Origin of the sequence: Alcanivorax xiamenensis, from assembly GCF_009846745.1 — a bacterium.
GTDB classification, from domain to species: domain Bacteria; phylum Pseudomonadota; class Gammaproteobacteria; order Pseudomonadales; family Alcanivoracaceae; genus Alloalcanivorax; species Alloalcanivorax xiamenensis.
Genome location: NZ_AQPF01000002.1, coordinates 185,404 through 209,874, shown reverse-complemented (window position 1 = coordinate 209,874; position 24,471 = coordinate 185,404). Strand labels below are relative to the sequence as shown.

Below are 24,471 nucleotides of genomic sequence, written 5' to 3'. Positions count from 1 at the left end.
TGCTCTAGGTGTTTTCATCCTAACCACCCGGCAGCGGGGCAGGGAGTAACAAGGTTGTCGTGAATCCGGGAATCGGAGGAAGCAGCCAGCGGCGAGCGCGGCCTTGACCAAAACATTGCACCTTTTCCGCCCGAGCCAGCGATTCCAACGCTCTTTGCACGGTACGTTGACTGGCGCCCAATGCCAGCGCCAGAGCCGAACTGGACCAGGCCTCGCCGTCGGCAAGCAGGGCCAGCATGGCGGCGTGTTTTCCGTCCACCGGAGGGGCGAGCACGGCCACCTCCATGCCGGGCCCGGGAGCCAGGGTGAAACCCCGGCGGGTTGCTTTTATGCCGACGTGGCCTCGCAGGTGCTGACGCAGGCGCCCGATTTCCACCCGCAGCCGGGCGCGGTGGGAATCGTCGGCGAAGCGGGTTCGGAATACCCTTTCAATGAGGGCGTCTCTGGATACGTCTTGCGGCCAGGCCTCGGCCAGCATGCGGGCCAGCGCGAGCAGTACCGGGCGTCCCATGAGCGGAACCGTGATGCGACCGCGACGGACCAGATGCCGGCATTCATCCACGATCAGCGTGTCGGAAGCGAACAGCGTTTCCACTTCCTCCAGCAGTAGAGTTCGTTGCCGGCCTGCATGAATCAATCGCGCCGCTGGCACCGTCAGCGTGATCGCGACCTGTTCCACCTCCGCGATCAGAGCTGGAATGCCGCTTTGGCGTGCCGCCTTCGGGCCCGCCGTGTTCGCAGACGACGCAGGGCGATGCCGGCGATCACCAATTCATGGGCGGCTTGTAAGGGAGGAGGGTAGAACGAGGCGTCGATTCCGGACAGTCCCAGCTCCGCGTCGTCAAGACGGCCAAGCAGCAGTTGGCGCCGGATTCGGATATGTCGGGCATGGGCGGCGTTGATCCGCTCGCCGTGCTTTTCCAGCGTTGATCTTGCCAACTCAAGAGGCTGCTCGGACCAACCCAGATCGCGTGACGCCAGCGCGACCTCGGCTTGGGCGACGATGCAGCGGGCCCGAGCCAGAGCCTCTTTTTTTCCGAAGGCCCGAGCCGCGTCTTTCAGCAGAGCACCGGCCCGAGTCAAGTCCCCGAGTTGCGCCAGCGCAATGCCGCGCATGGCCAGCGCGGCGGCGTCATCACGCAGGGCGACCTGGTTGAGCGCGGCCAGCGGATCGCCCGCCGCGAGAGCACGAGCCGCCGCCGTGATCAATGAATCCATCGGAATCCCGCCATCTTTGTTACTCACACTGCCCGCTGGTTGATACCTAGCATAGCCCATGACCAACAATCACTTGGAGGGCATCATCATGACAAGCCACGTTATTGGAACCCATGAAGAATGGTTGAAGGCGCGGTTACAACTGTTGCGGGAGGAAAAGGAACTGACACGGCGCGGCGATGAGTTGGCACGGCGGCGGCAGGCTCTGCCTTGGGTGCCGGTGGACAAGAGCTATGTGTTTGAAACCGATAGGGGCAATGCTTCCCTGGCCGATCTGTTCGAGGGGCGATCCCAACTGCTGATCTACCATTTCATGTTCGGCCCCGATTGGAAGGCGGGGTGTCCATCCTGTTCGATGATCGCTGATGGCTTCAATGGTTTCGTCACGCATTTGGCGCGGCACGATGTCATGTTGTGGGCCGTCTCCCGGGCACCATTACAGAAGCTGTGCTCTTTCAAGCAGCGTATGGGTTGGGATTTTTCCTGGGCCTCTTCGCAACACAGCGATTTCAATTTCGACTTTTCCGCCTCGTACACCAAACAGCAACAAAGCGAAGGCATTGAATATAACTTCCATCGCGAACCGGAACGGCCCTGGCGCGCGAATAAGGAAGGTGGCGGCGAGGAAGCGGAAGCCACGTTCGCGGCTATGTGTGGCGTGGATGCACCGACCTTTGAACGGGATCGGCCGGGCATGAGCGCCTTTATACTCGAAGACGGCGTGGTCTATCACACCTACTCCACTTACGCCCGCGGCCTCGATGGCCTTTGGGGAGCTTACCAATGGCTTGACCGGGCTCCCAAAGGGCGCAACGAAAGCGGTGGTGTCTGGTGGCGGCACCGTGACGCCTATGAGCCTGTGTAGATAACCGGCTGGCATGGGAGAAACAGCGATGAATAATGGAGCTGAAAGGCGGCCCACTTCCGGTGTGGCCGGCTTTCTCGCCTTCGCGGCCACCCCTCTGTGTATCATGATGGCATTGATGACCGGGCTGGCCGGCTCTCATCATTCGGCGCATGACTTGTCCTGGTTGACGGGAATGGCGGCGATGTATGTTCTGATGGGCGTGCTGCACTCGGCGCCCTGGCTGGACCGGTTGTCTCGTTGGTGACGGCATGAAGTGGGTTCAAACCAAAAGTCTGAAAACGGCATGCCGGACTTGATCCGGCATCGCTCCACGGCGGGATCATTCCGGCAGGAACAGGCAACAGTGCGGTATTGACCTGACATTGCTTTTTGTCGGATGTTGATAAACATCATTCGGTGACGAATGTCGCAAACAAGCCATGGAACCGTAGTGGCCGGATGCGTGTTTTTTTGCACGGCTCTTGATTTGCGGTATGAACTCAGGCCCTTATTCAGGGGCTGCCACGCCAATTTGCAACGCGAAGGAGTTCGTCATGACGCAACTGAAAATCAATGGCAAAACCAGGGACGTTGAGGTTGCCGAGGAGATGCCCCTGTTGTGGGTGTTGCGCGATGAACTCGGTATGACCGGTACAAAATTCGGTTGTGGCATGGCGTTATGTGGTGCCTGCACCGTGCACCTTGATGGCGCCCCCATTCGTTCATGCGTCACACCGGCTTCCGCGGCGTCGGGGCGTGAAATTTCGACCATTGAGGGTATGGCATCCGACCGTGTCGGCCAGGTAGTGCAGCAGGCCTGGGTTGAGCACAACGTGGCCCAGTGTGGCTATTGCCAGGCCGGGCAGATCATGACGGCGGTGGGGTTGCTTAAGAAGACGCCGGCGCCCACGGAAGAGCAGATTGATGGCGCCATGGGCGGCAATATTTGCCGTTGTGGCACCTACCCGCGTATTCGTGCCGCGATCAAGCAGGCGGCGGGCCGTCTGGCGCAAGGAGGCGAATAATGTCGACGACCTTACAACTTTCCCGGCGCCGTTTCCTCCAGGGCAGCCTGGGGGCATTGACGTTGGCGGTGACCTCGGGGGGGCTGGTTACCATCGCCAGAGCCGCGGATGCGGATGCCAAGAAATACGGTGCCGACTCCATGCCGGGCGGTACGGTGGACGATCCTCTGGTTTTCGTGTCCATCGCCGAGGACGGCACGGTCACCATAGTGGCGCATCGTGCCGAAATGGGAACCGGCGTGCGTACCAGTCTGCCCATGGTGGTGGCCGATGAAATGGAGGCCGACTGGGATCGCGTGCGGGTGGTGCAAGCGGAAGCCAACGAGGCCCGTTATGGCAACCAGAATGTGGACGGCTCGCGTAGCATGCGCCATTTTCTGATGCCGATGCGACGTGTGGGCGCGGCGGCCCGACAGATGTTGGAAGCGGCGGCCGCCGTCCACTGGTCGGTGCCGGTGTCCGAGGTCAGGGCGGTGCGGCATGAGGTGATTCACCAAAGCTCCGGGCGACGTCTGGGCTATGGTGAGCTGGCGGCCGACGCGGCCCGGCAACCGGTGCCCGGAACGGAGCAGCTCAAACTCAAGACGCGTGACGACTATCGTTACATAGGTAAGGACCAGGTGCGCCTGGTCGACCTGGAGGCCATTGGCAAGGGCCAGGCCACCTATGGCATGGATATGCGTCTGCCTGGCATGGTTTACGCCGTGGTGGCGCGCCCGCCCGTGGTGGGCGGCAAGCCGCGCCGTTTCGACAGTGAGAAAGCTCTGGCCGTGCCCGGTGTCGTGAAGGTGGTGGAGATTCCCGCTTTCCAGGGGGCGCCGGCATTCCAGCCGCTGGGCGGTGTCGCCGTGGTGGCGCGCAACACCTGGGCCGCGATCAAGGGCCGCGAAGCTCTGGAGATAGAGTGGGACGACGGCCCCAACGGTGGCTACCACTCCGCCGACTTCCGCGAGACACTGGCGCAGGCCTTGCGTGCAACGGGTAAAACCATTCGTGATAACGGTGATGCCGTGAGCGTGTGGAACGACGCCGCCGAGACGGAGCGGTTCGCCGCTGACTACTACATCCCGCATTTGGCGCATGCGTCGATGGAACCGCCGGTAGCCACGGTGCTGATCAAGGAGGGGCGCGCCGAGGTCTGGACCTCGGTGCAGAATCCGGCGGCGGCGCAACAGGCGGTCGCGGCACGACTGAAACTCAAACCCGAGGACGTCAAGGTCAACGTGCTGCTGCTGGGCGGCGGCTTCGGCCGGAAATCCAAACCGGATTATGTTGACGAAGCGGCCATCGTTGCCCGGGCCATGCCCGAAGGGACGCCGGTCAAGCTGGTATGGACCCGCGAAGACGACATCCACCACGACTACCTGCACACCGTTTCGGCGGAACGGCTGGAAGCAGTCATCGACCAGGCCGGAAAGGTTCAGTCCTGGCTGCATCGCAGCGCCGCCCCCACTATTGCCTCGTTGTTCGCCGAGGGCGCCAAGGGGCAGCAGCTTTTCGAGTCGGCCATGTCGGCCATCAACATGCCTTACCGGATTCCGAATGTACGGGTCGAAACCGCGGAGGTCGCCGCCCACGCGCGCATCGGCTGGTTCCGGTCGGTGGCCAACATTCCTCATGCTTTCGCGGCGCAATGTTTCATCGCCGAACTGGCGCACCGCGCCGGCAAGGACCACCGGCAGTTCGCGCTCGATCTGATTGGTCCGCCACGCCGCATCGATCCCGGCGACATGGCTGACACCTGGAACTACACCGAGTCACCGGAACGCTATCCTTACGACACGGGCCGTTTGCGTGGCGTCATCGAGGCCGCCTGCCAAGGCGCCAAATGGGGGCGGGAGCTTCCCAAGGGGCATGGTCTGGGCCTGGCCTTCTGTTACAGCTTCATGAGCTACACCGCCACCGTGGTCGAGGTGGCCGTGGACGAGAAGGGCGCGGTCCGGGTGCTGGCGGTGGACATGGCCATGGACTGTGGCCCACAGATCAACCCCGAGCGCATTCGTGCCCAGATGGAAGGCGGCGCGGTCATGGGGTTGAGTCTGGCCCTCACCAGCGAGATTACCTTCGAGAAAGGGCGTGTAAAACAGAGCAATTTCCACGACTACCAGGTGCTGCGCCACAACGCCTCGCCGCGGGTGATACGTACTCATTTGCTCAACGATGACCATGATTTGCCGCCGGGCGGCGTGGGCGAGCCGCCGGTGCCACCGGTGGCTCCGGCCCTGTGCAATGCCATCTTCGCCGCCACCGGTAAGCGCGTGCGCAGCTTGCCGGTGGGGACGGTGACCTGAATGTGGCAAGTCGGATCGCGGATTGATCTGTTTCGGAGTCGGTCTTGAAGGAACACCATTGGGTTCACGCATCGCCGGTCCGAACGCTGCGGACCGATGACCCGCTCGAACTGCTGAAATTCGCGCGGGCCAGCTTCCGCGGAGGCGGTGTGGCGATCGCCATGCTCGTTGACATAAGAGGAGGGGCGGCGCGCTCGCTCGGCTCGCAGGTCGTGGTCACCGAGGAGGGCGAATTCGCCGGCTTTGTTTCCGGCGGCTGTGTGGAAGCGGCCGTCGCCGCCGAGGCGCTTCTCGCGCTGGCCGAGGGCCGTGATCGCTCCGTGCTCTACGGCGAGGGCTCGCCATTTTTTGACATCGTGCTGCCCTGCGGAGGCGGCATCACCGTCGCCATTCATGTACTCAGAGACATCGACGCCATCGATCAGGTTATCGCGTGTCTCGACAAGCGCGGTCCGGCCGGGCTGGCTTACTCTCCGCAACAGCAAACGTTGAGGTGCGTCGCGTCACCGGAACAGGCGGGGTGGCGCGATGACACCTTTGTGTCGGTCTATCGTCCGGTGACGCGGGTGGTGATATCCGGGGGCGGCATTGAAGCGGAACGCGTCGCCCTGCTGGCGGAATGCTCGGGCTACGATGCCGTCGTTCTCGACCCGTCGCGGGCCAGGGAAGGGTTGGACGGGGTGGCTGATGCCCATAGCGCCATTGTGCTTCTGCATCACGATCTGGATGTGGAACTGCCGTTCCTGGAAAAGGCGCTGAACGCTCCGGGCTTTTATCTCGGCGCCCTGGGCAGTACCCGAACCCACCGTAAACGCATCGAACGTTTGCACGGCCTCGGTTTCAGTGATGAGGACGTGGCCCGGATCAAGGCGCCGATTGGCCTGTTCGGGCCGGCGCGAGAGGCGTCGTCCCTGGCCATTTCGGTGCTCGCCGATGTCGCCGCGACGCGCTTGGTGACCTTTGTCTGAATCCCGGTAAGGTGGATCGTGCCCGGTGCTGGCGGGGTGTCAGATTTTCAGCACGCCGCCCGCCCGGATGACCGCTTCTGGCGTGTCCACATCAAGAAGCGCGGCCGGGCCGGTTTCCACGTCGAGGACCGGCAACTCCGACCGCTCGATCAATGATCGAGCTCCGGTATCGCCAGACAGCTGCCGCATGTCGTTGTAAAGGGCCTCGGGAATGATGACGGGATTGCCGCGTTGCCCGTCGCAGCTTGCGCGCACGATCACGTTACCGCCGTGCTGGCGAAATGCCTGGACCAGCCGGTGGACATGATCCGGGGTGATCGCCGGCATGTCGGCCAGCATCACCAGAGTGCCGCCGGTTTTCATGATCGCCGGATGAGCAAACCCGCAAGCCAGGGAACTGCCGATGCCGGTGCCATGGGCGGGATTGAATTGCGGTTCCACCTCGAGTTCACGCAGTGCCGACTCGACTTGTGAGTGCTGATGTCCGGTGACCGCGATGACCGGGCAAAGGCGGGACGACAACAAGGTTTGCGCTGATCGTCTTACCAGCGGACAGCCGTCGAATTCGGCCAGCAATTTATGGTGTGATCCCATGCGGCGGGCCTCACCGGCGGCGAGCAACAAACCAGCGACCGTGATCTTCCTGCCTGGCACCGATAGCCCTCTTATCCGTATTCAGGAAAGGCAGTATGGCGCCGTCCCATTGAAAGTGAAACGGCGTCTATCCGTAAGCTGGCTGCTATCGGATTGAAGGTGGGCTGAAAGGTTCATGGGCGGAAACCGGTGGGGCCGGTTTCCGCCTGACGGGCGGGTTGGCCCTGGTCGCCTGGGGCGAGGGGCAAGCGGGATCAGACGTTGAAGCGGAAGTGCACCACGTCGCCGTCCTTGACCACGTACTCCTTGCCTTCCAGGCGCCATTTGCCGGCGTCCTTGGCGCCCTGTTCGCCGTTGTAGGCGACGTAATCGTCGTAGGCGGTGACCTCGGCGCGAATAAAGCCTTTCTCGAAGTCGGTGTGGATGACGCCAGCGGCTTGCGGGGCGGTGGCGCCGATCTTGACGGTCCAGGCGCGCACTTCTTTTTTGCCGGCGGTGAAGTAGGTGTGCAGACCGAGCAGATTGTAGCCGGCGCGGATCACCCGGTTCAGGCCAGGCTCTTCCATGCCCAGGTCAGCCAGGAAGTCGGCTTTTTCATCGTCGTCCAGCTCGGCGATTTCCGCTTCGATCTTGGCGCAGATCGGCACCACCGAAGCGTTTTCCTTTTCCGCCAGTTCCCGTACCGCGCCCAGCAGCGGGTTGTTGTCGAAGCCGTCCTCGTCCACGTTGGCGATGTACATGGTGGGTTTGAGGGTGAGCAGGTTGAGGCTGCGCAGTTGTTTGCGTTCGTCGTCACTCAGTTCGGCGGCCCGGGCCGGTTCGCCTTCGTTCAGTAACGGCAGCACTTTGTCCAACACCGGTAACAGCGCCTGGGCTTCCTTGTTCTGGCCCTTGGCGGCCTTGGTGGCGCGCTGATGGGCGCGTTCCACGGTGTCCAGATCGGCCAGCGCCAGTTCGGTGTTGATGACGGCGATGTCGTCCAGGGGGGACACCTTGCCGGCCACGTGGATCACGTTCTCGTCATCGAAACAGCGCACCACATGAGCGATGGCGTCGGTTTCGCGAATGTTGGCCAGGAACTGGTTGCCCAGGCCCTCGCCTTTGGAAGCGCCGGCCACCAGACCGGCGATATCGACGAATTCCATGGTGGCCGGCAGCACCCGCTCCGGGTTGACGATGGCGGCCAGCTTGTCCTGCCGTGGGTCGGGGATGGGCACCACGCCGGTGTTCGGCTCAATGGTGCAGAAAGGGAAGTTCTCGGCGTCGATGCCCGCCTTGGTCAAGGCGTTGAAAAGAGTGGACTTGCCCACGTTGGGGAGTCCCACGATGCCGCACTGAATACCCATAACCATACCTCCACGTTCGAGGGCGCAATGCTACTCAAGCCGCCGGCAAAAAGCGACCGCCATGGCGGGGTTGCCAGGGAGCCGTGGCGAACAGGCGCTGGCGCCGATATGACGGCGCCGGGGCGCGGCTAGACTGGCTGGTCAGAAAACCAAGAGTCCGATGATCATGCGTATCCTTTACCAGTTTCCCATTTCCCATTACTGCGAGAAGAGCCGTTGGCAATTGGAGCACAAGGGGCTGGCGTACGAGACCCGCGACCTGCTGCCCGGAGCGCACTGGCCGCGAACGCGCTGGCTGGCCCGGATCGGTACCGTGCCGGTGCTGCGTGACGGTGAGCGCAGGGTGGGGGACTCGACCAGAATTGCCTATTACCTGGAGAAGTACTATCCCGAGCGTTCCCTGATTCCCGAGGCGCCGGCCTTGCGTCATCGGGTCATTGAACTGGAGCAACAGTTCGACCGCCTGGGGGTTCATTTACGGACCTGGATGTACGGACAGGTGCTGGATCGCCCGGAAACCATGGAACTGTTGCTGTCGCCGGCGGCAATGGCCCCTTGGTTGACGCGGTTGCTGGCGTCGCCCCTGCGTCAGGTGATCCGTCGCAAGTACGCCATCGAGCCGAAATCGGTGGTTTATGCCAGCGAACGGGTCGAGGAAGGGCTGACGCTGGTGGAGAATCTGTTAGCCCGGAACGGGGGCGATTACCTGGTGGGAGAAAGCCTGACGCTGGCGGACATTACCGCCGCCAGTCTGCTGGCGCCGATGATGGGGATTGCCGGCACCCCTTGGGAAGGGATTGAGATCGCCAGTTTGCCGGAGCCGGTCCAGCAGCAATTCCAGGCCAACCGCGAACGGCCCGCCGGGCAATGGGTGAAGGAGCGTTACCTGAGTGACCGGTAGAAGGCGTGGCGGTCAGGCGCGAAAGCCGTTCAGGTGGTTCATGGCGGTGTTAAGGTCGCCGCGCAGCAAATCGGGGGTATAACGCACCGCTTCGTCGATGGCATGTTCGATGAGCGTACGGTCGGCGGTGGACGGTTTGTTGAGCACATGGGGTGTGACCAGTTGGGCGCTGCCCGGGTGGCCGATGCCGATGCGCAGCCGGTAAAAGTTCCGGTTGTTGCCGTGGCGGCTGATGATGTCCTTGAGGCCATTATGGCCTCCGTGCCCGCCGCCTTGCTTGAACCGGGCGGTGCCGGGTGGCAGATCCAGCTCGTCATGGGCGACCAGAATTTCCTCGGTGGGAATCTTGAAGAAGTTGGCCAGAGCAGCGGTGGACTGGCCACTGCGGTTCATAAAAGTGGTGGGCACCAGCAAGCGGATGGTTTCGCCTTCGAAGGTGAACGTCCCGGTGACACCGAAGTACTTCTTTTCCTCGTTGAGGTGAACCCCGTGAGCACGGGCCAGCGCGTCCACATACCAGATGCCGGCATTGTGGCGGGTCTGCTCGTACTCCTGCCCCGGGTTACCGAGGCCGACAATCAGTCGGACCGGTGCCATGTCGCTATCCTGAAGTCATAAAAAACGGGGGCCGAGGCCCCCGTTTCGTCTCGGGCCAATTATTCCTGGCCTTCGCCTTCCGCTTCGCCACCTTCCTCGGCGTCGTCGCCACCGCCACGCACTTTCGGCTTGTGCACCGCGGCAACCGGCTGGTCGTGGCTTTCGCCGTGGCTCAGCTCGACCAGGGTCACGCCTTTCGGTAGTACCAGGTCGGACAGGTGAACCACTTGCTCAAGGGCAACATCGGCCATGTCCACTTCGATGAATTCCGGCAGGTCCTGCGGCAGACAGCTGACCTGAACCTCGGAGATGTTGTGGTGGACCTCACCGCCTTCCTTCTTCACGCCCACGCTGGTTTCTTCGTTAATGAAGTGCAGCGGAACGGTCATGGTGATGGCATGGCTGGTGTCCACGCGCAGGAAGTCGGCGTGGATCGGGAAGCCGCTGGACGGATGGCGCTGCAGATCACGCAGTACCGCCTGGTGCTCCTTGCCTTCCAGTTTCAGGGTCAGCACGTGGCTGTAGAAGGCTTCGTTTTCCAGGGCTTTGCGCAGCTCACGCATTTCCAGGGACAGCATGGCGGGCTCGTCGGTACCACCGTAGAGAACGGCGGGAACCCGGTCTTGCAGACGACGCAGGCGGCGGCTCGCACCTTTCCCCTTGTCGCTGCGTGCTTCAGCGTTCAGTACAAACTCATTGCTCATGAGTATTCTCCGGTAAAGCTCCACGGCGCCCCGCGACCAGGCGCACCGGGAGGGATCAATCGAATGGAACCGGCAACCAGGCCGGAAGGGGGCGGATTATGCCGGAAAAGAACGCTAGACGCTAGACGCCGGACGCCGGACGAAAAGCAAAAAGCCCGCCGAGGCGGGGTTTTGGAAAGCGTCAGGCATCCAGCGTCAGGCGTCCGGCGTTACACCAGCTCGAGGCGGTCGAACATGGCGGACAGGGATTCCTCGTTGTTCACCCGGCGTACCGTTTCAGCCAGAATCGGTGCCAGGCTGAGGACGCGGATGTTGGGGCAGGCTTCGCCTTCCAGGGACAGCGGGATGCTGTCGGTGACCACCAGCTGATCCAGCGGGCTGTTGCGGATGTTGTCGATGGCCGGGCCGGAGAGTACCGCGTGGGTACAGTAGGCGTAGACCTTGGCGGCTCCGTGGTCTTTCAGGGCCTGGGCGGCTTTGCACAGGGTGCCGGCGGTGTCGACGATATCGTCCACCAGGATACAGGTGCGGCCCTCGACTTCACCGATGATGTGCATGACCTGGGATTCGTTGGCTTTCGGGCGGCGCTTGTCGATGATCGCCAGATCCAGGTCATTGAGCTGCTTGGCCAGGGCACGGGCGCGGACCACGCCGCCCACGTCCGGGCTCACCACCATGGCGTCGTCATACTTCTGGCGCTCGATATCGGCCACGAACAGAGGCGTGGCGTAGACGTTGTCCACCGGGATATCGAAGAAGCCTTGAATCTGGTCGGCGTGCAGGTCCACCGTCACCACCCGGTCGATACCCACCGCGGTAATCATGTCGGCCACCACCTTGGCGGTGATGGGCACCCGCGCGGAGCGAACCCGGCGGTCTTGACGGGCATAGCCGAAGTAGGGCATGACGGCGGTGATGCGGCCGGCGGAGGAGCGGCGCAGGGCATCCGCCATCACCAGCACTTCCATCAGGTTGTTATTGGTGGGGTTGCAGGTGGACTGGACGATGAACACGTCCTTGCCGCGTACATTCTCCTGGATGTCCACGGCGACTTCGCCGTCGCTGAAGGTGCCGACTTCGGCATCGCCCAGGGGAATGCTGAGATGCCGGGACATGGCCTCGGCGAGAACCGGGTTGGCGTTACCGGAAAAGATGACGAGTTTGGACACTGGCGTCCCCTAGGATGTTGAAAGTACTGTTTTGAAGTACTACAGGAAAGATGGCTGGGGTACCAGGACTCGAACCTGGGAATGACGGGATCAAAACCCGTTGCCTTACCAACTTGGCGATACCCCAACACTAACTTGCTCAGGACGTTCCTGAATTCTGTCTGGCCCGAAGCGTTGCCAGTGCCTCCCGGAGTGGGGAGATTTGTTTGCTTCGTGCCACAAAACCTGTCCAGTGCTGTGGCAACCTCGGCAGTAATTGCCGGGCTGCTTGCTCACCGGCAAGGCGTGCGAAACAGCAGGCGCCAGTGCCGGTCATGCGGGCGTTGCCCGCTTCTCGCTGGAGCCAGTCCAGGGCTTCCGCTATGGGCGGAAAGTGCCGTTTGGCCACGCTTTCACAGTCATTTTGCAGACTGTCCAGGATGCCCCTGTCCAGCGAGGCCGGTACTGTAATGGGGGGTGTGTGCCTTGTCAATTCCTTGTCGCCGAAAATTCGAGCGGTCGGAACGGCAATGCCGGGGTGCACCACCAGAAACCATTCTTCGGGCATGAACACCGGAGTCAGGCGTTCGCCGACGCCTTCAGCCCAGGCGCTGTGGCCGGCCACGAATACCGGGACGTCGGCACCCAGCTTCAGCCCCAGAGCCATCAGTTCCGACTCTTCCAGGTTCAGATCCCAAAGCAGGTTCAGACCGCACAGAGCGGTGGCGGCGTCGGAAGAGCCGCCGCCGACCCCGCCCCCGGCGGGTAGCCGTTTTTGCAAACGCAGACGCGCGCCCTGGCGGCATCCGGTGTGCTCGCGCAGAAGCCGGGCGGCCCGCAGTACCAGGTTGTCGTCATCGATGGGCAAGTCGGGGGTGTCACATTGGAGGTGGAGATCGTCGCCCGGCTCAAAGTAGAGGCGATCGCCATGGTCCAGGATCACGAACAGGGTTTGCAGCTCATGGTAGCCGTTCGGGCGGCGGCCAGTGATATGCAAAAAGAGATTCAGCTTGGCCGGCGCCGGTAGATCGAAGGGGGTCATGGCAGCGGTTGCCAGTCGCGGATCAACAGAGTGAACCGGTTGCCGTCCTGCTCCGCCTTGATGCGATGGGGCAGCGTGACCCGGCCGACTGGTTCATAGCGGTCAAATTGCAGATGCCAGCCGAGCTGATTCAATGTGGTCAGATTGCCGGCCTGGTCGCGGTCACTCCGCGCCGGGGCGCCCGGCCAGACCAGGCCGCGACTCCAGTATTCCAGTGCCGAGACCGGCAGCCAGAATCCGGTCAGGTGCCAGGCCAGCTCTCCGGGAGTGCGGGCCTGCCATTCCCCCTTGGCGGTGCGCAGATGGGCCAGGCCCGGGTCCCAGCGCAGTTCGGCACTGCCGAAACCCAGGGGACCGGAGAACTGGATCTCGCCCTGGCGCGGCGTCTGATGCCAGTCAAAAGTGGCGGAGCCGCCGTCGGCGTCGGTGCGGTAGCCCAGTTTGCCGGACATGCGCCACTTCAGAATCTGGTCGGGACGGGTGAAATCGGTGCTCACCGGTTGCTGCTGACAGGCGGCCAGAAAAAGGGCCAGTGCCAGGGCGGCGATGCGCATCATAATGACACTCCCAGACGTTGCAGGGTGTCGCGCAGCAGCTCGCTTTCCGGGTCGTCGGCGAGGGCGTCGCGCCAGACCGTGCGAGCTTCGTCGCGCTGACCCAGATTCCACAATACCTCACCCAGATGAGCGGCGACCTCGGCATCCGGATACTGGGCGTAGGCCCGCTGCAGATAGTCCAGAGCTGGCTGGGGGCGTCCCAACCGGAACAGCACCCAGCCCATGGAGTCGAGAATGGCGGGATGGTCCGGCTCCTGCTCCAGAGCCTGGCGAATCATGTCGTGGGCCTGATCCAGATTGATCCCCATATCCGCCCAGGTGTAGCCCAGGGCGTTAAGAGCATCGGTATTGCCCGGGCGCAAGGCCAGCACTTTGCGCAGATCGCCGGTGGCCCGGTCCCAGTCCTTGAGCAGCGTGGCGGTCATGGCGCGGGCATAGAGCAGATCGGGGTCGTCGGGTAGCTCGCTGACCGCTTCATCCAACAGGGCCATGGCCCCGGGAGTGTCACCGATGTCGGTGCGGATCTCCGCCTCGGTAACGTACAGCAGTGAGGTATGGGCCGGGTGCTGTTGCATCAGACTGGTCATCAAGGCGTGCCCCTTGGCGGTCTGGCCGCGCTCGTACATCAGCCGTACCGCCTGGACCCGGGCGGGCAGAGTCTGAGGACCCTGCACCTGCATATAAAGGTCGATGGCCTGGCTGGGCACGCCCTGCTGCTCCGCCGCCTGAGCCAGCTGCATGCGCACCTCATCCGGGCGGTAGCCCTGATCGAGCAAGGCCTGGAGCCGCTCCTGCGCGACCTCGGCGGCACCGGACTCCAGCGCCATCAGGGCCAGGGAATATTGCAGATCCAGATCGTCGGGGTCCTGAGCGGCGAGAATTTCCAGCTGTTCCTCGGCGCGTTCGTGCTCGCCATCGGCCAGCAGCACACGAATATAGGCGAGGCGGTAACGGCGCTGCTCCGGTGCCTTATTCACCATCTTGCGCAGGTGGCGCTGGGCGCGTTTCTGCTTCCCCATGTCATGCCAGAGCTGGGCTTTCAGCAGCAGAGCTTCGTTGTGATCCGGGTTGCGTTTGAGGGTCTCGTCGGTGGCTTCCATGGCTCCTTCCAGATCGCCTTGTTCACGCAAGTCCAGAGCCCGTGCATACCACAGCGGAGCGTGCTCCGGGTAACGGGTGGCGAGGCTGGACAGTGCATGCAGCAATTCCCGGTTGCCCTGCTGATCCAGATTCTGGGCCTCCGCTACCAGAGGCACGAGAGCTTCGGTGCCGTGATGGGCCACCAATCGATCCACATGATCGGCGGCGGCATCACCGTCCCCCAGGTGGATGTCGGCGAGCGCGGCCAGACGCAGGGCGTCGGGGTCCCGAGGAGACTGCGCCAGCCATTGGTTGGACAGTGCCCGGGCCTGGTCGAAGTGGCCGAGGTAGGCGGCCAACTGGGTGGCCTGGCCAATCACCTTGGGATCGCCGGTGCGCTCCGCCACCGGGGCGTAGTAATCCAGGGTCAGATCCAGCGCCTGACGCTGGGCGGCGGCTTCCGCCACCAACAGGTCACCGATATCGGTACCATCGTACTTGACTGGCGGAATGGTGGGCGTGGGCTCGGAGGCGGTGGCGGGATCCTCGACCTTGGGGGCCGGACTGGCGCAACCGCCAAGCAATAAACTGGCGATCAGTGGCGGGATCGCGGCATAAAACGGCGAACGTGGTTTCATCGAACTCGCTGTCACGGCACGGGTGAGCGGCTATCATGGCACAGACATTTGCGTCACCCAAGGGGCCGCGCCACGGGGCTCCCGCTGCTGCTCCCGGGCCTGGTGGCGCGGTGCCGTACAGACTATAAACAGGCTCTCATTGTTTCCGCGGGCGCTTTCGAGCAAAATGCGTGACCCATGCCGGGTCGTCCTGTCCATATGAATCTCTTCGCAGTCGGGGTCAATCACACCACCGCGGACGTGGAGTTGCGTGAGCAACTGGCGTTTTCAGCGGATCAGGCCGACCAGGTGCTGGCCGTCTTGCGCGATGAGCTGCCCGGCGTTCGCGAAGCCGCGCTGTTGTCCACCTGTAACCGTACCGAATTGTATTGCCTGGTGGACGGCCCCATCCCCGATTTCAGTGATTGGCTGGCCCGTGCCCGGCGTATGTCCTCGCAGCGGTTGCGTGACGTGGTCTACCAGTATCGTGATGAGCAAGCGCTGGAACATATGATGCGGGTGGCTGGTGGGCTCGATTCCCTGGTGCTGGGAGAACCCCAGATTCTCGGGCAGATGCGTGAAGCCTATGCCCGTGCCCATGAGGCTGGCCTGCTCAACAGCGAACTGGGGCGGGTGTTCCAGGACGTCTTCTCGGTGGCCAAGCGCATTCGCACGGAAACCGGTATCGGCGCCAATCCGGTATCGGTGGCCTATGCGGCGGTCTCCTTTGCCCGGCATATTTTCTCTGACCTGAAGAAAAGCCGTGCATTGCTGGTCGGAGCCGGGGAGATGATCCAGTTGGTGGCCCGGCATCTGCATGAACAGCAGGTGCGGGAAATCGTCATTGCCAACCGGACACTGGAACGGGCCAGTGAGCTGGCGTCCGAGGTGGCGGGACGTGCCATCGCCCTGGAAGAATTGCCGGTGGCGCTGGAGCACGCGGACATCGTTATTTCCTGCACCGCTTCACCGCTGCCGGTGCTGGGTAAGGGCACGGTGGAACGGGCGCTGAAGCGGCGCCGGCACCGCCCCGTGTTCATGGTGGATATCGCCGTGCCCCGGGATATCGAGCCGGAAGTGGGTAAATTGGACGACGTCTATCTATATACGGTGGATCACCTTCAGGAAGCCATCGAGGAGAATGTTCGCGCCCGCCAGGAGGCGGCCCGCGAGGCCGGTGAGTTGATCCGGGAGGCGGTGCACCGTCATCGCCGTTCGCGCCGTGAGCAGCGCGCCGCCGGTGTGTTGCGGGATTACCGGCAGCAGCGTGTGCTGCTGGCGGACCAGGAGCTGGAGCGCGCACTGTCGCAGCTGCGGAACGGCGTGGATCCGGAGGATGTCCTGCGCCGCTTCAAGCACAACCTGGTTAACAAATGGCTGCACCAGCCCAGCGTGTCACTGCGGCGGATGGCCGCCGAAGGTCGTGTGGAGGATCTGCGCACCGCCCGGGAACTGCTGCTCGGCGACGAGCCTGATCAGACCTGACGCCGCGTCGCCCGGTCCCTCTTTTTCAACATCGGAAACCTCTATGAAAGCTTCGCTGAGCGCCAAGCTCGAGAAATTGACGGAACGTTTCGAGGAACTGAGCGGCCTGCTGTCCGATCCGGACGTGATTGCCGAGCAGAAGCGCTTCCGTGCTTTTTCCAAGGAGTACGCGGAGCTGGAACCGGTGGTGCGGGGATTCCGGGAGTATCGCTCCACCGAGAAGGATATGGACGCAGCCCGTGCGCTTGCCGAGGACAGCGATCCGGAAATGCGTGCCATGGGGCAGGAGGAACTGCGCGAGGGGCAGGCGCGTCTGGAGCAACTGGAAAGCGACCTGCAACGGGCCATGCTGCCCAAGGACCCCCGCGATAATGCCGGGGTTTACCTGGAAATCCGCGCCGGCACCGGCGGTGACGAAGCGGCGCTGTTCGCCGGTGACCTGTTTCGCATGTATTCCCGTTACGCTGATCAGCGCGGCTGGAAGGTGGAGACGGTGAGCGCCAGCGAAGGCGAACACGGTGGCTATAAGGAAGTGATCGCGCGGGTGATGGGCGATGGTGTGTATTCCCGCCTCAAGTTCGAATCCGGTGCCCACCGGGTGCAACGTGTGCCCGCCACCGAATCCCAGGGCCGTATTCATACTTCGGCCTGTACCGTGGCGGTGATGGCGGAGGCCGAGGATGCCGGCGATATCGAGATTCGCAACGAGGATTTGCGCATCGACACTTATCGTTCCTCCGGTGCCGGTGGGCAGCACGTCAACACCACCGACTCGGCGGTACGCATCACCCACTTGCCCACCGGCGTGGTGGTGGAGTGTCAGGACGAACGCAGTCAGCACAAGAACAAGGCCAAGGCCATGTCCCTGCTGAAAGCACGTTTGCTGGACGCCCGCGAAAGCGCCGCCCATGCGGAACAGGCCGCCCAGCGTAAGTCCCTGGTGGGCTCCGGTGATCGCTCCGAGCGTATCCGCACCTATAACTTCCCTCAGGGCCGCCTCACCGATCATCGCATCAATCTGACCCTCTACCGCCTCAACGAAATCGTCGCCGGTGACATGGACGAAGTGTTGGACGCTCTGCTCGCCGAACATCAGGCGGAACAGCTGGCGGCGCTGGCGGACGCCGGCGGCGCGGAGTAACCGGTGCGCATCGACCAGGCACTGCGAGAAGCCCGCTCCCGTCTGCGGGCCTCGCCCAGCGCGGCGTTGGATGCGGAGTGTCTGCTTGCCCACGTGCTGGCCCAATCGCGCACCTATCTGTTCACCTGGCCGGAACGGACCCTGAATGAGTCCCAGCAGCGGCATTTCCTGGAACTGCTGGCGCGCCGTGAAGCCGGTGAGCCGGTGGCTTATCTGATCGGTGAGCGGGAGTTCTATGGCCGGCGGTTTCGGGTCTCGCCGGACACCCTGATTCCGCGACCGGACACCGAGACCCTGATTGACGCCGTGCTGGAACGGATGCCTGAATCGCCGTTACGAGCGGTGGATCTGGGCACCGGCACCGGCGCCATCGGCATCACTTTGGCGCTGGAAAGGCCGGCCTGGTCGGTGTTGTTGGTGGATATCAGTGAGGCGGCTCTACAGGTGGCGAAGGACAATGCCCGGACTCTTGGGGCGACGGTCGAGATGGTTGGCGGAACCTGGCTGGCGGCGCTGTCGGGCCCGTTTGAACTGATCGTATCCAACCCGCCTTATGTGGATCCCGAAGACCCGCATCTGGAGCAGGGCGATGTTCGCCATGAGCCGCGTACCGCCCTGGTGTCGGCGGAACAGGGGCTGGCGGATATTCGTGTGCTTGCCGATCAGGCCATGACGCGCCTGGTGGAAGGGGGTTGGCTGATGTTGGAGCACGGTTATGATCAGGGCGAGGCGGTACGCACTCTGTTGACGGAGCGAGAGTATCGAGGAGTGGAGACGCTCCGCGATCTGGGAGGGCAGGATCGCGTCACTTTCGGGCAAAGATAATCGGTGCCGACGACAGGCGGAGACACCATGTTCAACGACGACCAGCTAATGCGTTACAGCCGGCAGTTGCTGCTGGCGGACTTCGATCTGGACGGTCAGGAGGCGTTGAGCCGTGCCCGGGTGTTATTGGTGGGATGTGGCGGTCTGGCCAATCCGGCGGCCCTGTATCTGGCCGGCGCCGGTGTCGGTGGGTTGTTGCTGGTGGATGACGACCGCGTGGAGGCGTCCAACCTGCATCGGCAGGTGGCTTTCCGCGCCGATCAGGTGGGGGAGGACAAAGCCCTGGCCCTGGCGGCGCAATTGCGTTCGTTGAATCCCGATGTGTCGATCACGCCAGTGGTGGCCCGAGTCGGCGCTGACTGGCTCGATCATCAGCTGCCGGAAGTGGATCTGGTGCTGGATTGCACCGACAACTTCGCTACCCGGCAAGCGGTCAACGCCGCCTGTGTGCGTCACCGCAAGCCGCTGGTAAGCGGCGCGGCCATTCGTCTGGAAGGTCAGATCGCTGCTTTCGATCTGCGCCGAATCGACAGCCCCTGCTATGCCTGTTTGTTTGGCGACGGTACCGAGGGCGATCTGCTCTGCAGTGAGGCGGGGATCCTGGGGCCGGTGGTGGGTACCGTGGGTACCTTGCAGGCACTGCTGGCCATGCACCTGCTCACCGGCAAACCGGTGGCTCCGAAACTTCACGTCTTCGATGGGCGCGCCCTGAGCTGGCGGCAATTGGCACTGCGCAAGGACCCGCATTGCCCGGTGTGCGGTGATCCCGTCGCCAGGGAAGACGGATGATCAGGCTCAGGAGACATGGATTGGCGTAGTCTTCGCCGCCAAGGCCGCTTCCCACGGCAGTAACCACAAAGTCACCGTGGGGAGCGGCTCTGGCCGCGAATGGAGCGGTTGCTCAACGATTACGGATCAGAGCACCTTGGTTGGAAAGGCGCACAGCGGACTGCCGGAGCAGTTTTCCGGAGTGACGAACAGCAGCCGTTCACCGGTGGGATCGTTGACCGGATCATCGCTGACGAAGGCCACGAAGCCGAAGAAGTAAATCCCTTCCGCACCCTTGGCATTGGCATCCGCCACCACTTCCGTGTAGGTGCCCGCCGACTCCGCCAGTTCATAGCTGAAAGTAGCCTGGCTGTTTTCATCCTTGATGTAGAGATTGGCGTATTCCGCCGCACCGTTGGTATTGACGAACGCGAAGGGGTAAATCCACAGGTAACCCTGATTGCCTTGCTCAGAGACGGCGGTAAGGAACTCTTCCTCGGTCTCTTCACGGTCGGCTGGAGTGGAACGGTAGCTGTAACGGGCCGTGCCATTAACGGAGCGCTGCCAAAGGTAACCGGCATTGCCGCTGCCATCCGTGATCGGTCCCAGGAGCAGGTAACCGTCCTCTCCTTCCTCATTGGCCGCGTCAATGAGTGCCGAGGCGCTGGTTGCAAGACCCGGCGTCACCTTGGTTTCGTAAGTGGCACTGGTGCCCTGCTGGCGCATGTAAACGGTTTGAATGGTCGTGTCGCCATGCAGGCTGATGTAAGGAGCGTTCAGGGAGAAACCCTCTTGCCCTTGAGCATTGGCCTCGGCCACCAACTGATCCAGCGTGGGTTGTTGCGGACTGATCCGGTACTCATGGGTGGCATCCTGTTGGCGGCCGAACAGCAGCCCCCCCACATCCACGTCGGAACCAAATTTCACTGGCCCCAGGAAAACATAGCCTTCGGCGCCCATATTGATGAATTGCGTTTCGCTGAACTGGGTTCCAGGCAGAAATTCATAGTGGTATGTGCTGGCGTCGCCATCGCCACCGCCGTCACCATCTCCCCCACCGTTGTCCCCTCCACCGTTATTGTCGCCGCCACCGCTGCTTCCGCCTCCGCCACCACAGGCGACCAGGGTGATGGAAAACAACGAAACGAAAAGGAATGTAAAGGTACGTTTGAACATAACAGCATCCTTGTTCATGCATCGTGTTGGGCACCCCCTGTCGTCAAACCAGGGGCGCCAGGTAAAGAATCAGTAATCAACGATGCTCCCCGATCCGGCGCTCCCGGGAGGGTCGGTCGAATAGCGATTTGCCGGATTTGGCAATCAGTCGTCGTTCTTGCCGATGGAAGTCATGTCATCCTTTGTGTCCTGGACCGCCTGGCCGGTGTCCTGCACGGATTTAACCGTGCCGTTCACGGCGTTGGTGGCCTTGTCGGAAGTTTCCTGCACCTTGTTGATGGCGTTGGAGGTCTTGTCCAGGGCGTCATTCATCTTGTCGAGGAAGCCGGCCTGGGCGTTCACGGAGAAAGCCAGTGCGCAGGCGGCGGAGGAGGCGATGAGCAGGGGTTTAAGTGTCATTGTCGGTCTCCGTACGGTTAACCGTTGTTCATGGAAGAGGCCCGGAATGGTCGCGCCCTCCGGACAATTGGCAAAAGTAGTCACCGACGTGGAGAACCCATACCGATTCCGACGTCGGGTGTCGTAAAATAGGGGACAATAATGCCGGAGTGCATAGCCATGGCTCTTGGGAGGGGAACACGGGTATCGATGTGTTCCCGGCGCAGCTTCCGGAGTGTTGTCACCCGGTTAAATGAAAGCTATCGCCGGTGCCCGGTCTGAACCACCCTACCGTGGTAGGGTTTTCAGCCGTCGCCAACGACCTAGGATGGAATGGCGAATGAGTGAGGAAGAGGGGCTTCACGGGAAACCGGAAGAAAGGAAGGGAAACGCTGAGTATGCCCTGGTGGTGGACGACCATCCTTTGGTAGTACGCGGTGTGGTGGAGTACCTGGTGTCACACTGCGGTTACCGTTCAGTGCACAGCGTTGCGGATGGTGACGCCTGCATGGCATTTATCACCGATAACGGAGCGCCCAACCTGGTCATTATCGATTTCTGGCTTGCCGATGGTGCCGCGCCGCCGTTGGTGAAGGCCTTGTCCGATCATTGCCCCTCAACCCGTCTGCTGGTCATGAGCGGTGATGATGGCGTTGGTATCGACGCCCAGGCACGGGACGCCGGTGCCCACGGCTTTATTCATAAGAATGAATCACCGGAGACGTTTGCCCGGGCGGTGGCGGCTTTGCGCCGGGGGAAAACCTGGTTCGCGGATGCCGACCCGGCGTCGGCGGCAATACTCCGGTCCCGCCGGGAACTGCTGATCAGCCCGGCGGATCTGGGATTGACCCGGCGCCAGGGCGAGGTATTGGCGATGATGCTTAAAGGGTTGCCGAATAAACGGATCGCCACCGCTCTCAACGTCACGGAGCAGACGGTGAAGGAACACGTGTCGTCCATCCTGCAGAAACTCGGCGCCAGTAATCGGGTGGAAGTGATCGCGTTACTGCACGGGCGGCGCCTGCGGCTATGAACTCTCCCCCTGCCAGAGGTAACGCCGCGGCGCCCGCCATGGCCGATCTGAGCGCCGATGGTCGCGCCCGCTTGTTGGACATTACTCGTGTCAGGCTGTTTTATAGCGCTTCGGTAACGCCATTCGCGGGCATGGCCTTCATCGTCTGGTTTTATCTTCAGGGGCAGGATATTTCCTGGTTGCTCGTGGAACTGGCCGCGTACCTGCTGGGCGTCTGGCGGCTGTTCGTTCTGCGCCAGCGTTACCTGGCGGACAGGGCGTCCCTCGATAGTGAGACGGTGCTTGAAAAATGGCTGCCGATCGTCAAGCGCATCGCCGTTCTGCATGGTTTTGGACTGGCCCTGGTCGTGTTTCTGACGGCGGGCAAGGTGACGTTCGAGTTTGCCGCCGTGCTGCACATTACCTACGCGGGTACCATCGCCGCCAACGCAACACATCAGACCCCGGTGTGGGGTGTGTTTCTGCGCTTTTTCCTGTGTTGCTGGGGGCCGGTGGTTTTAATGATGCCCTGGACGGTTCCCGAGCATTGGCATTTCGTGTTGCTGATGGGGGTATTGTTCGGCGTTGCCATGTATCGCCATGGCATTACCTCCCACCGCTTCTTTGTGCAGCAAATGAAACTGGAAGAGGACAGTGCTGCTTTGGCTAAACGTTTCCGTGCCGCCAAGGAAGAAGCGGAGCAGGCCCTGCAGGACAAGAACCGGTTTCTGACCACCGCCAGTCATGATCTGCGCCAACCGGTGCATGCCATGGGTTTTTTGATTCAGGCCATCGCCCACCGTAATCGTGATGAAACGCTGAATGGCCCGTTGCGGGATTTGCAGCAGAGCGTGCGTTCGGTGGACCTGATGTTCAACTCGTTGCTGGATCTTTCCAAGATGGAAGCCGGTGCGGTGATCGCGCAGCGCACCCCGGTGCTGTTGGACGCGATCATCAAGGATGTGGCGACTATGTTTCGCGAGGAAGCCAACAGTCGTGGTCTGGATTTGCGTATCCGTATCGCCCGGCGGGAGGCGGTGGTTCTGGGGGACGCCAGCCTGATTCGCCGTTGCTTGATCAACCTCACTCACAATGCTCTGCGGTATACCCCCCATGGCGGTGTCCTGCTGTCGGTACGCCGCCGTCGGGGAAGCTGGCTGCTGGAAGTCTGGGATACCGGAATCGGAGTGGCGCTGGAAGAACAGAAAAATATTTATACTCCGTTTTACCGCAATGCTTATTCCTGGGGGATCGACAGTGCCGGCCATGGCCTCGGGCTGGCGATGGTGGCTCGCAGCGCCAAGATCATGGAGGCCGGCTATGGTCTGGACTCGGTGGAAGGGCGTGGCTCCCGGTTCTGGTTATCATTGCCGGCCATGAAACACTTGAAAACCGGTCACACAGGCTCGAATAACGCCACGACTATGTCGTTGACCCGGCTGGTGCCGCTGAGTGGGAGCTGTCTGGTCATCGATGATGATCCTCTGGTGGCCAAGGCCTGGCAAAGTTTGATGGAAGCCTGGGGAGTGGAGGTCCATTGCGCCGCTTCCGGTGCCGAGGCATTTGAGGTGTTACGGGGAGGGTTTCAGCCTCAGGCGATTCTTTGCGACCAAAGGCTGCGCTCCGGGGAGAGTGGCTTTGAAGTCTTCCAGGCGCTGTTGGAGGCGTGCCCGGAGTCCGGTGGTGCGATGGTCAGCGGTGAATTTCATTCCCCTGTACTGGAGCAGGCGGAACGGGACGGTTATCTGGTGTTGCGTAAACCTTTGCAGCCGCCACAACTGCACGCGGTATTGTCACAATGGCTGGAACCGACGGAGGCGGCCGCCGAAAGTGATCGCTCCGGGTCAGCCGGATAGAGCCACCACACGATGATTGAGCCGGGTGATTTGCCGTGCCATGTCGGTCATCAGCCTTTGAATCAGAGTGGGATGAGCCCGGATCAGCTGATGGAACTGGCTGCCGGGCACCCGCACCGCGGAACAGCGTGTCCGCGCCCTCACCGTGGCGCTGCGTGGGGCGCCGGTTAGCACGGCAATGGCGCCCAGCACCTCACCCTCGCCGACCTGGCCGACGGCCACCTCATCCACCAGTACATCCGCTTCGCCTTCGAATAAATGATAGACATCGGTTGCGTATTCTCCCTGACGGATCAGTATTTCACCGGGCTGAAAGTAGACAAAGGCGGAGTGAGCGTGATGATCCTCGCCGGCCCTGGCCGCCAGCATGTGCAACAGCAAGCGCTCCCTCTGGTTCCGCAGGTGCTCCCATAGAGCAGTGAGATGAGGCTCTTTTCGCACTCTCTGAAGCACAATTTTCCACGGATAGGCGGCCAGCAGCACGGCGCTATCCGCCTTGTAGCTCAGTTCCGTATACTGTGGCAGTACATCCCCTTCATCACACAGAAACAGGGGGCTTTCGCCGTGACGGGCCACCACCATGCCGCCCCGTACCACGTGCAGACAGTCTTCGTGGAGCGGTAGCCTGTCCGCCGGCGGCTGTGGGCGAGAGATGGCCAGGTCCGCCAGAGCCACGGTCAGTTCACTGCCCAGTCGCTTGTAGTCCCGTGCCAGCGCGGCAAAGCCGGGGAGAGGGTCGCCAAGTGTCATCATGGTGTTTTGTCGTCCGCGGTAGCCGAAAAGTAAGGTGGCGTTGACCAAGCAGGGGTCGTGCCATTCCCGGGCGTCTTTAATCATCGCCTCTGGGCGCTATGGATAGACGTGAACACAGGCACAATACTGTGCAAAGTGACAA

Annotated in this window: 25 protein-coding genes and 1 tRNA gene; 12 read left to right on the top strand and 14 right to left on the bottom strand. The window is 62.2% G+C overall.

Annotated features, from left to right (window positions below; all coding sequences use genetic code 11):
- Window positions 1–19 precede the first annotated feature (19 nt).
- Complete coding sequence (locus A6D6_RS21795; RefSeq protein ID WP_236563953.1) at window positions 20–679, bottom strand: winged helix-turn-helix domain-containing protein; 660 nt, start codon at window positions 677–679, stop codon at window positions 20–22.
- Between the two features lie 8 nt (window positions 680–687).
- Window positions 688–1,218 (bottom strand): hypothetical protein, encoded by a 531-nt coding sequence (locus A6D6_RS21790; protein WP_236563952.1) that lies wholly within the window; start codon window positions 1,216–1,218, stop codon window positions 688–690.
- Window positions 1,219–1,306: 88 nt separating this feature from the next.
- Here A6D6_RS21790 and A6D6_RS02515 point away from each other — a divergent pair, with 88 nt between their 5' ends.
- The 5 genes from A6D6_RS02515 (at window position 1,307) to A6D6_RS02495 (ending at window position 6,349) form a co-directional block, all read left to right on the top strand.
- Window positions 1,307–2,083, top strand: a complete 777-nt coding sequence (locus A6D6_RS02515) for a DUF899 domain-containing protein (RefSeq protein ID WP_133492380.1) — start codon at window positions 1,307–1,309, stop codon at window positions 2,081–2,083.
- 28 nt (window positions 2,084–2,111) lie between these two features.
- Window positions 2,112–2,330, top strand: coding sequence for a hypothetical protein (locus tag A6D6_RS02510; protein WP_133492381.1), 219 nt, complete (start codon window positions 2,112–2,114; stop codon window positions 2,328–2,330).
- Between the two features lie 289 nt (window positions 2,331–2,619).
- Window positions 2,620–3,090, top strand: a complete 471-nt coding sequence (locus tag A6D6_RS02505) for a (2Fe-2S)-binding protein (RefSeq protein WP_159659827.1) — start codon at window positions 2,620–2,622, stop codon at window positions 3,088–3,090.
- The gene (locus tag A6D6_RS02500; protein ID WP_159659826.1) at window positions 3,090–5,381 is read left to right on the top strand and encodes a xanthine dehydrogenase family protein molybdopterin-binding subunit; all 2,292 of its coding nucleotides are present in this window, start codon (window positions 3,090–3,092) and stop codon (window positions 5,379–5,381) included. The genes A6D6_RS02505 and A6D6_RS02500 overlap by 1 nt, the downstream gene beginning before the upstream one ends.
- Before the next feature lie 44 nt (window positions 5,382–5,425).
- On the top strand, window positions 5,426–6,349 hold the full coding sequence (locus A6D6_RS02495) for an XdhC family protein (protein ID WP_159659825.1): 924 nt from the start codon (window positions 5,426–5,428) through the stop codon (window positions 6,347–6,349).
- A 39-nt stretch (window positions 6,350–6,388) separates the two neighbouring features.
- Here A6D6_RS02495 and A6D6_RS02490 read toward each other — a convergent pair whose 3' ends face one another.
- Both A6D6_RS02490 and ychF read right to left on the bottom strand, forming a co-directional pair.
- Entirely contained in the window at window positions 6,389–7,003 is a 615-nt protein-coding gene (locus A6D6_RS02490; protein WP_159659824.1) for a nucleotidyltransferase family protein, read from the bottom strand.
- Window positions 7,004–7,197: 194 nt separating this feature from the next.
- Window positions 7,198–8,289 (bottom strand): redox-regulated ATPase YchF, encoded by a 1,092-nt coding sequence (gene ychF, locus A6D6_RS02485; RefSeq protein WP_159659823.1) that lies wholly within the window; start codon window positions 8,287–8,289, stop codon window positions 7,198–7,200.
- A 166-nt stretch (window positions 8,290–8,455) separates the two neighbouring features.
- On the opposite strand from ychF, the gene A6D6_RS02480 reads away from it, so the two are divergent.
- Window positions 8,456–9,190, top strand: a complete 735-nt coding sequence (locus A6D6_RS02480; RefSeq protein ID WP_236563950.1) for a glutathione S-transferase family protein — start codon at window positions 8,456–8,458, stop codon at window positions 9,188–9,190.
- A 12-nt stretch (window positions 9,191–9,202) separates the two neighbouring features.
- Here the strand turns inward: A6D6_RS02480 and pth are convergent, their stop codons facing one another.
- From pth to A6D6_RS02445, 7 genes are all read right to left on the bottom strand, one after another.
- Complete coding sequence (gene pth, locus A6D6_RS02475; RefSeq protein WP_133492388.1) at window positions 9,203–9,787, bottom strand: aminoacyl-tRNA hydrolase; 585 nt, start codon at window positions 9,785–9,787, stop codon at window positions 9,203–9,205.
- A 59-nt stretch (window positions 9,788–9,846) separates the two neighbouring features.
- A complete protein-coding gene (locus A6D6_RS02470; RefSeq protein ID WP_133492389.1) occupies window positions 9,847–10,491 on the bottom strand; it encodes a 50S ribosomal protein L25/general stress protein Ctc in 645 nt (214 codons plus the stop codon).
- 209 nt (window positions 10,492–10,700) lie between these two features.
- Window positions 10,701–11,660, bottom strand: coding sequence for a ribose-phosphate pyrophosphokinase (locus tag A6D6_RS02465; protein WP_133492390.1), 960 nt, complete (start codon window positions 11,658–11,660; stop codon window positions 10,701–10,703).
- A 51-nt stretch (window positions 11,661–11,711) separates the two neighbouring features.
- Window positions 11,712–11,787 (bottom strand) — tRNA-Gln (locus A6D6_RS02460).
- 12 nt (window positions 11,788–11,799) lie between these two features.
- The gene (gene ispE, locus A6D6_RS02455) at window positions 11,800–12,681 is read right to left on the bottom strand and encodes a 4-(cytidine 5'-diphospho)-2-C-methyl-D-erythritol kinase (RefSeq protein WP_159659822.1); all 882 of its coding nucleotides are present in this window, start codon (window positions 12,679–12,681) and stop codon (window positions 11,800–11,802) included.
- Window positions 12,678–13,238, bottom strand: coding sequence for a lipoprotein insertase outer membrane protein LolB (lolB, locus tag A6D6_RS02450; RefSeq protein ID WP_133492392.1), 561 nt, complete (start codon window positions 13,236–13,238; stop codon window positions 12,678–12,680). Before lolB ends, ispE begins: the two co-directional genes overlap by 4 nt.
- Complete coding sequence (locus A6D6_RS02445) at window positions 13,235–14,956, bottom strand: tetratricopeptide repeat protein (RefSeq protein WP_159659821.1); 1,722 nt, start codon at window positions 14,954–14,956, stop codon at window positions 13,235–13,237. The genes lolB and A6D6_RS02445 overlap by 4 nt, the downstream gene beginning before the upstream one ends.
- A 198-nt stretch (window positions 14,957–15,154) precedes the next feature.
- On the opposite strand from A6D6_RS02445, the gene hemA reads away from it, so the two are divergent.
- The 4 genes from hemA to A6D6_RS02425 are packed head-to-tail and all read left to right on the top strand — an operon-like array spanning window position 15,155 to window position 19,175.
- Complete coding sequence (gene hemA / locus A6D6_RS02440; RefSeq protein WP_133492394.1) at window positions 15,155–16,420, top strand: glutamyl-tRNA reductase; 1,266 nt, start codon at window positions 15,155–15,157, stop codon at window positions 16,418–16,420.
- A gap of 43 nt (window positions 16,421–16,463) precedes the next feature.
- Complete coding sequence (gene prfA / locus A6D6_RS02435; protein WP_159659820.1) at window positions 16,464–17,561, top strand: peptide chain release factor 1; 1,098 nt, start codon at window positions 16,464–16,466, stop codon at window positions 17,559–17,561.
- Between the two features lie 3 nt (window positions 17,562–17,564).
- Window positions 17,565–18,386, top strand: a complete 822-nt coding sequence (prmC, locus tag A6D6_RS02430) for a peptide chain release factor N(5)-glutamine methyltransferase (RefSeq protein ID WP_159659819.1) — start codon at window positions 17,565–17,567, stop codon at window positions 18,384–18,386.
- A gap of 27 nt (window positions 18,387–18,413) precedes the next feature.
- Complete coding sequence (locus tag A6D6_RS02425) at window positions 18,414–19,175, top strand: HesA/MoeB/ThiF family protein (RefSeq protein WP_159659818.1); 762 nt, start codon at window positions 18,414–18,416, stop codon at window positions 19,173–19,175.
- Window positions 19,176–19,301: 126 nt separating this feature from the next.
- Here the strand turns inward: A6D6_RS02425 and A6D6_RS02420 are convergent, their stop codons facing one another.
- Window positions 19,302–20,330 carry a hypothetical protein gene (locus A6D6_RS02420; protein WP_159659817.1) on the bottom strand — a complete coding sequence of 343 codons (1,029 nt, stop codon included), beginning with the start codon at window positions 20,328–20,330 and terminating at the stop codon, window positions 19,302–19,304.
- A gap of 144 nt (window positions 20,331–20,474) precedes the next feature.
- Window positions 20,475–20,729, bottom strand: coding sequence for a hypothetical protein (locus tag A6D6_RS02415; protein WP_133492400.1), 255 nt, complete (start codon window positions 20,727–20,729; stop codon window positions 20,475–20,477).
- Window positions 20,730–21,048: 319 nt separating this feature from the next.
- Between A6D6_RS02415 and A6D6_RS02410 the strand changes: the two genes are divergently transcribed.
- Both A6D6_RS02410 and A6D6_RS02405 read left to right on the top strand, forming a co-directional pair.
- Window positions 21,049–21,741 (top strand): LuxR C-terminal-related transcriptional regulator, encoded by a 693-nt coding sequence (locus tag A6D6_RS02410; protein WP_159659816.1) that lies wholly within the window; start codon window positions 21,049–21,051, stop codon window positions 21,739–21,741.
- Window positions 21,738–23,576 carry a hybrid sensor histidine kinase/response regulator gene (locus A6D6_RS02405; protein WP_201303684.1) on the top strand — a complete coding sequence of 613 codons (1,839 nt, stop codon included), beginning with the start codon at window positions 21,738–21,740 and terminating at the stop codon, window positions 23,574–23,576. Before A6D6_RS02410 ends, A6D6_RS02405 begins: the two co-directional genes overlap by 4 nt.
- On the opposite strand, the gene A6D6_RS02400 is transcribed toward A6D6_RS02405, so the two are convergent.
- Window positions 23,565–24,329 (bottom strand): Crp/Fnr family transcriptional regulator, encoded by a 765-nt coding sequence (locus A6D6_RS02400; protein WP_133492402.1) that lies wholly within the window; start codon window positions 24,327–24,329, stop codon window positions 23,565–23,567. The two genes, A6D6_RS02405 and A6D6_RS02400, sit on opposite strands and share 12 nt — an antisense overlap.
- Window positions 24,330–24,471 lie beyond the last annotated feature (142 nt).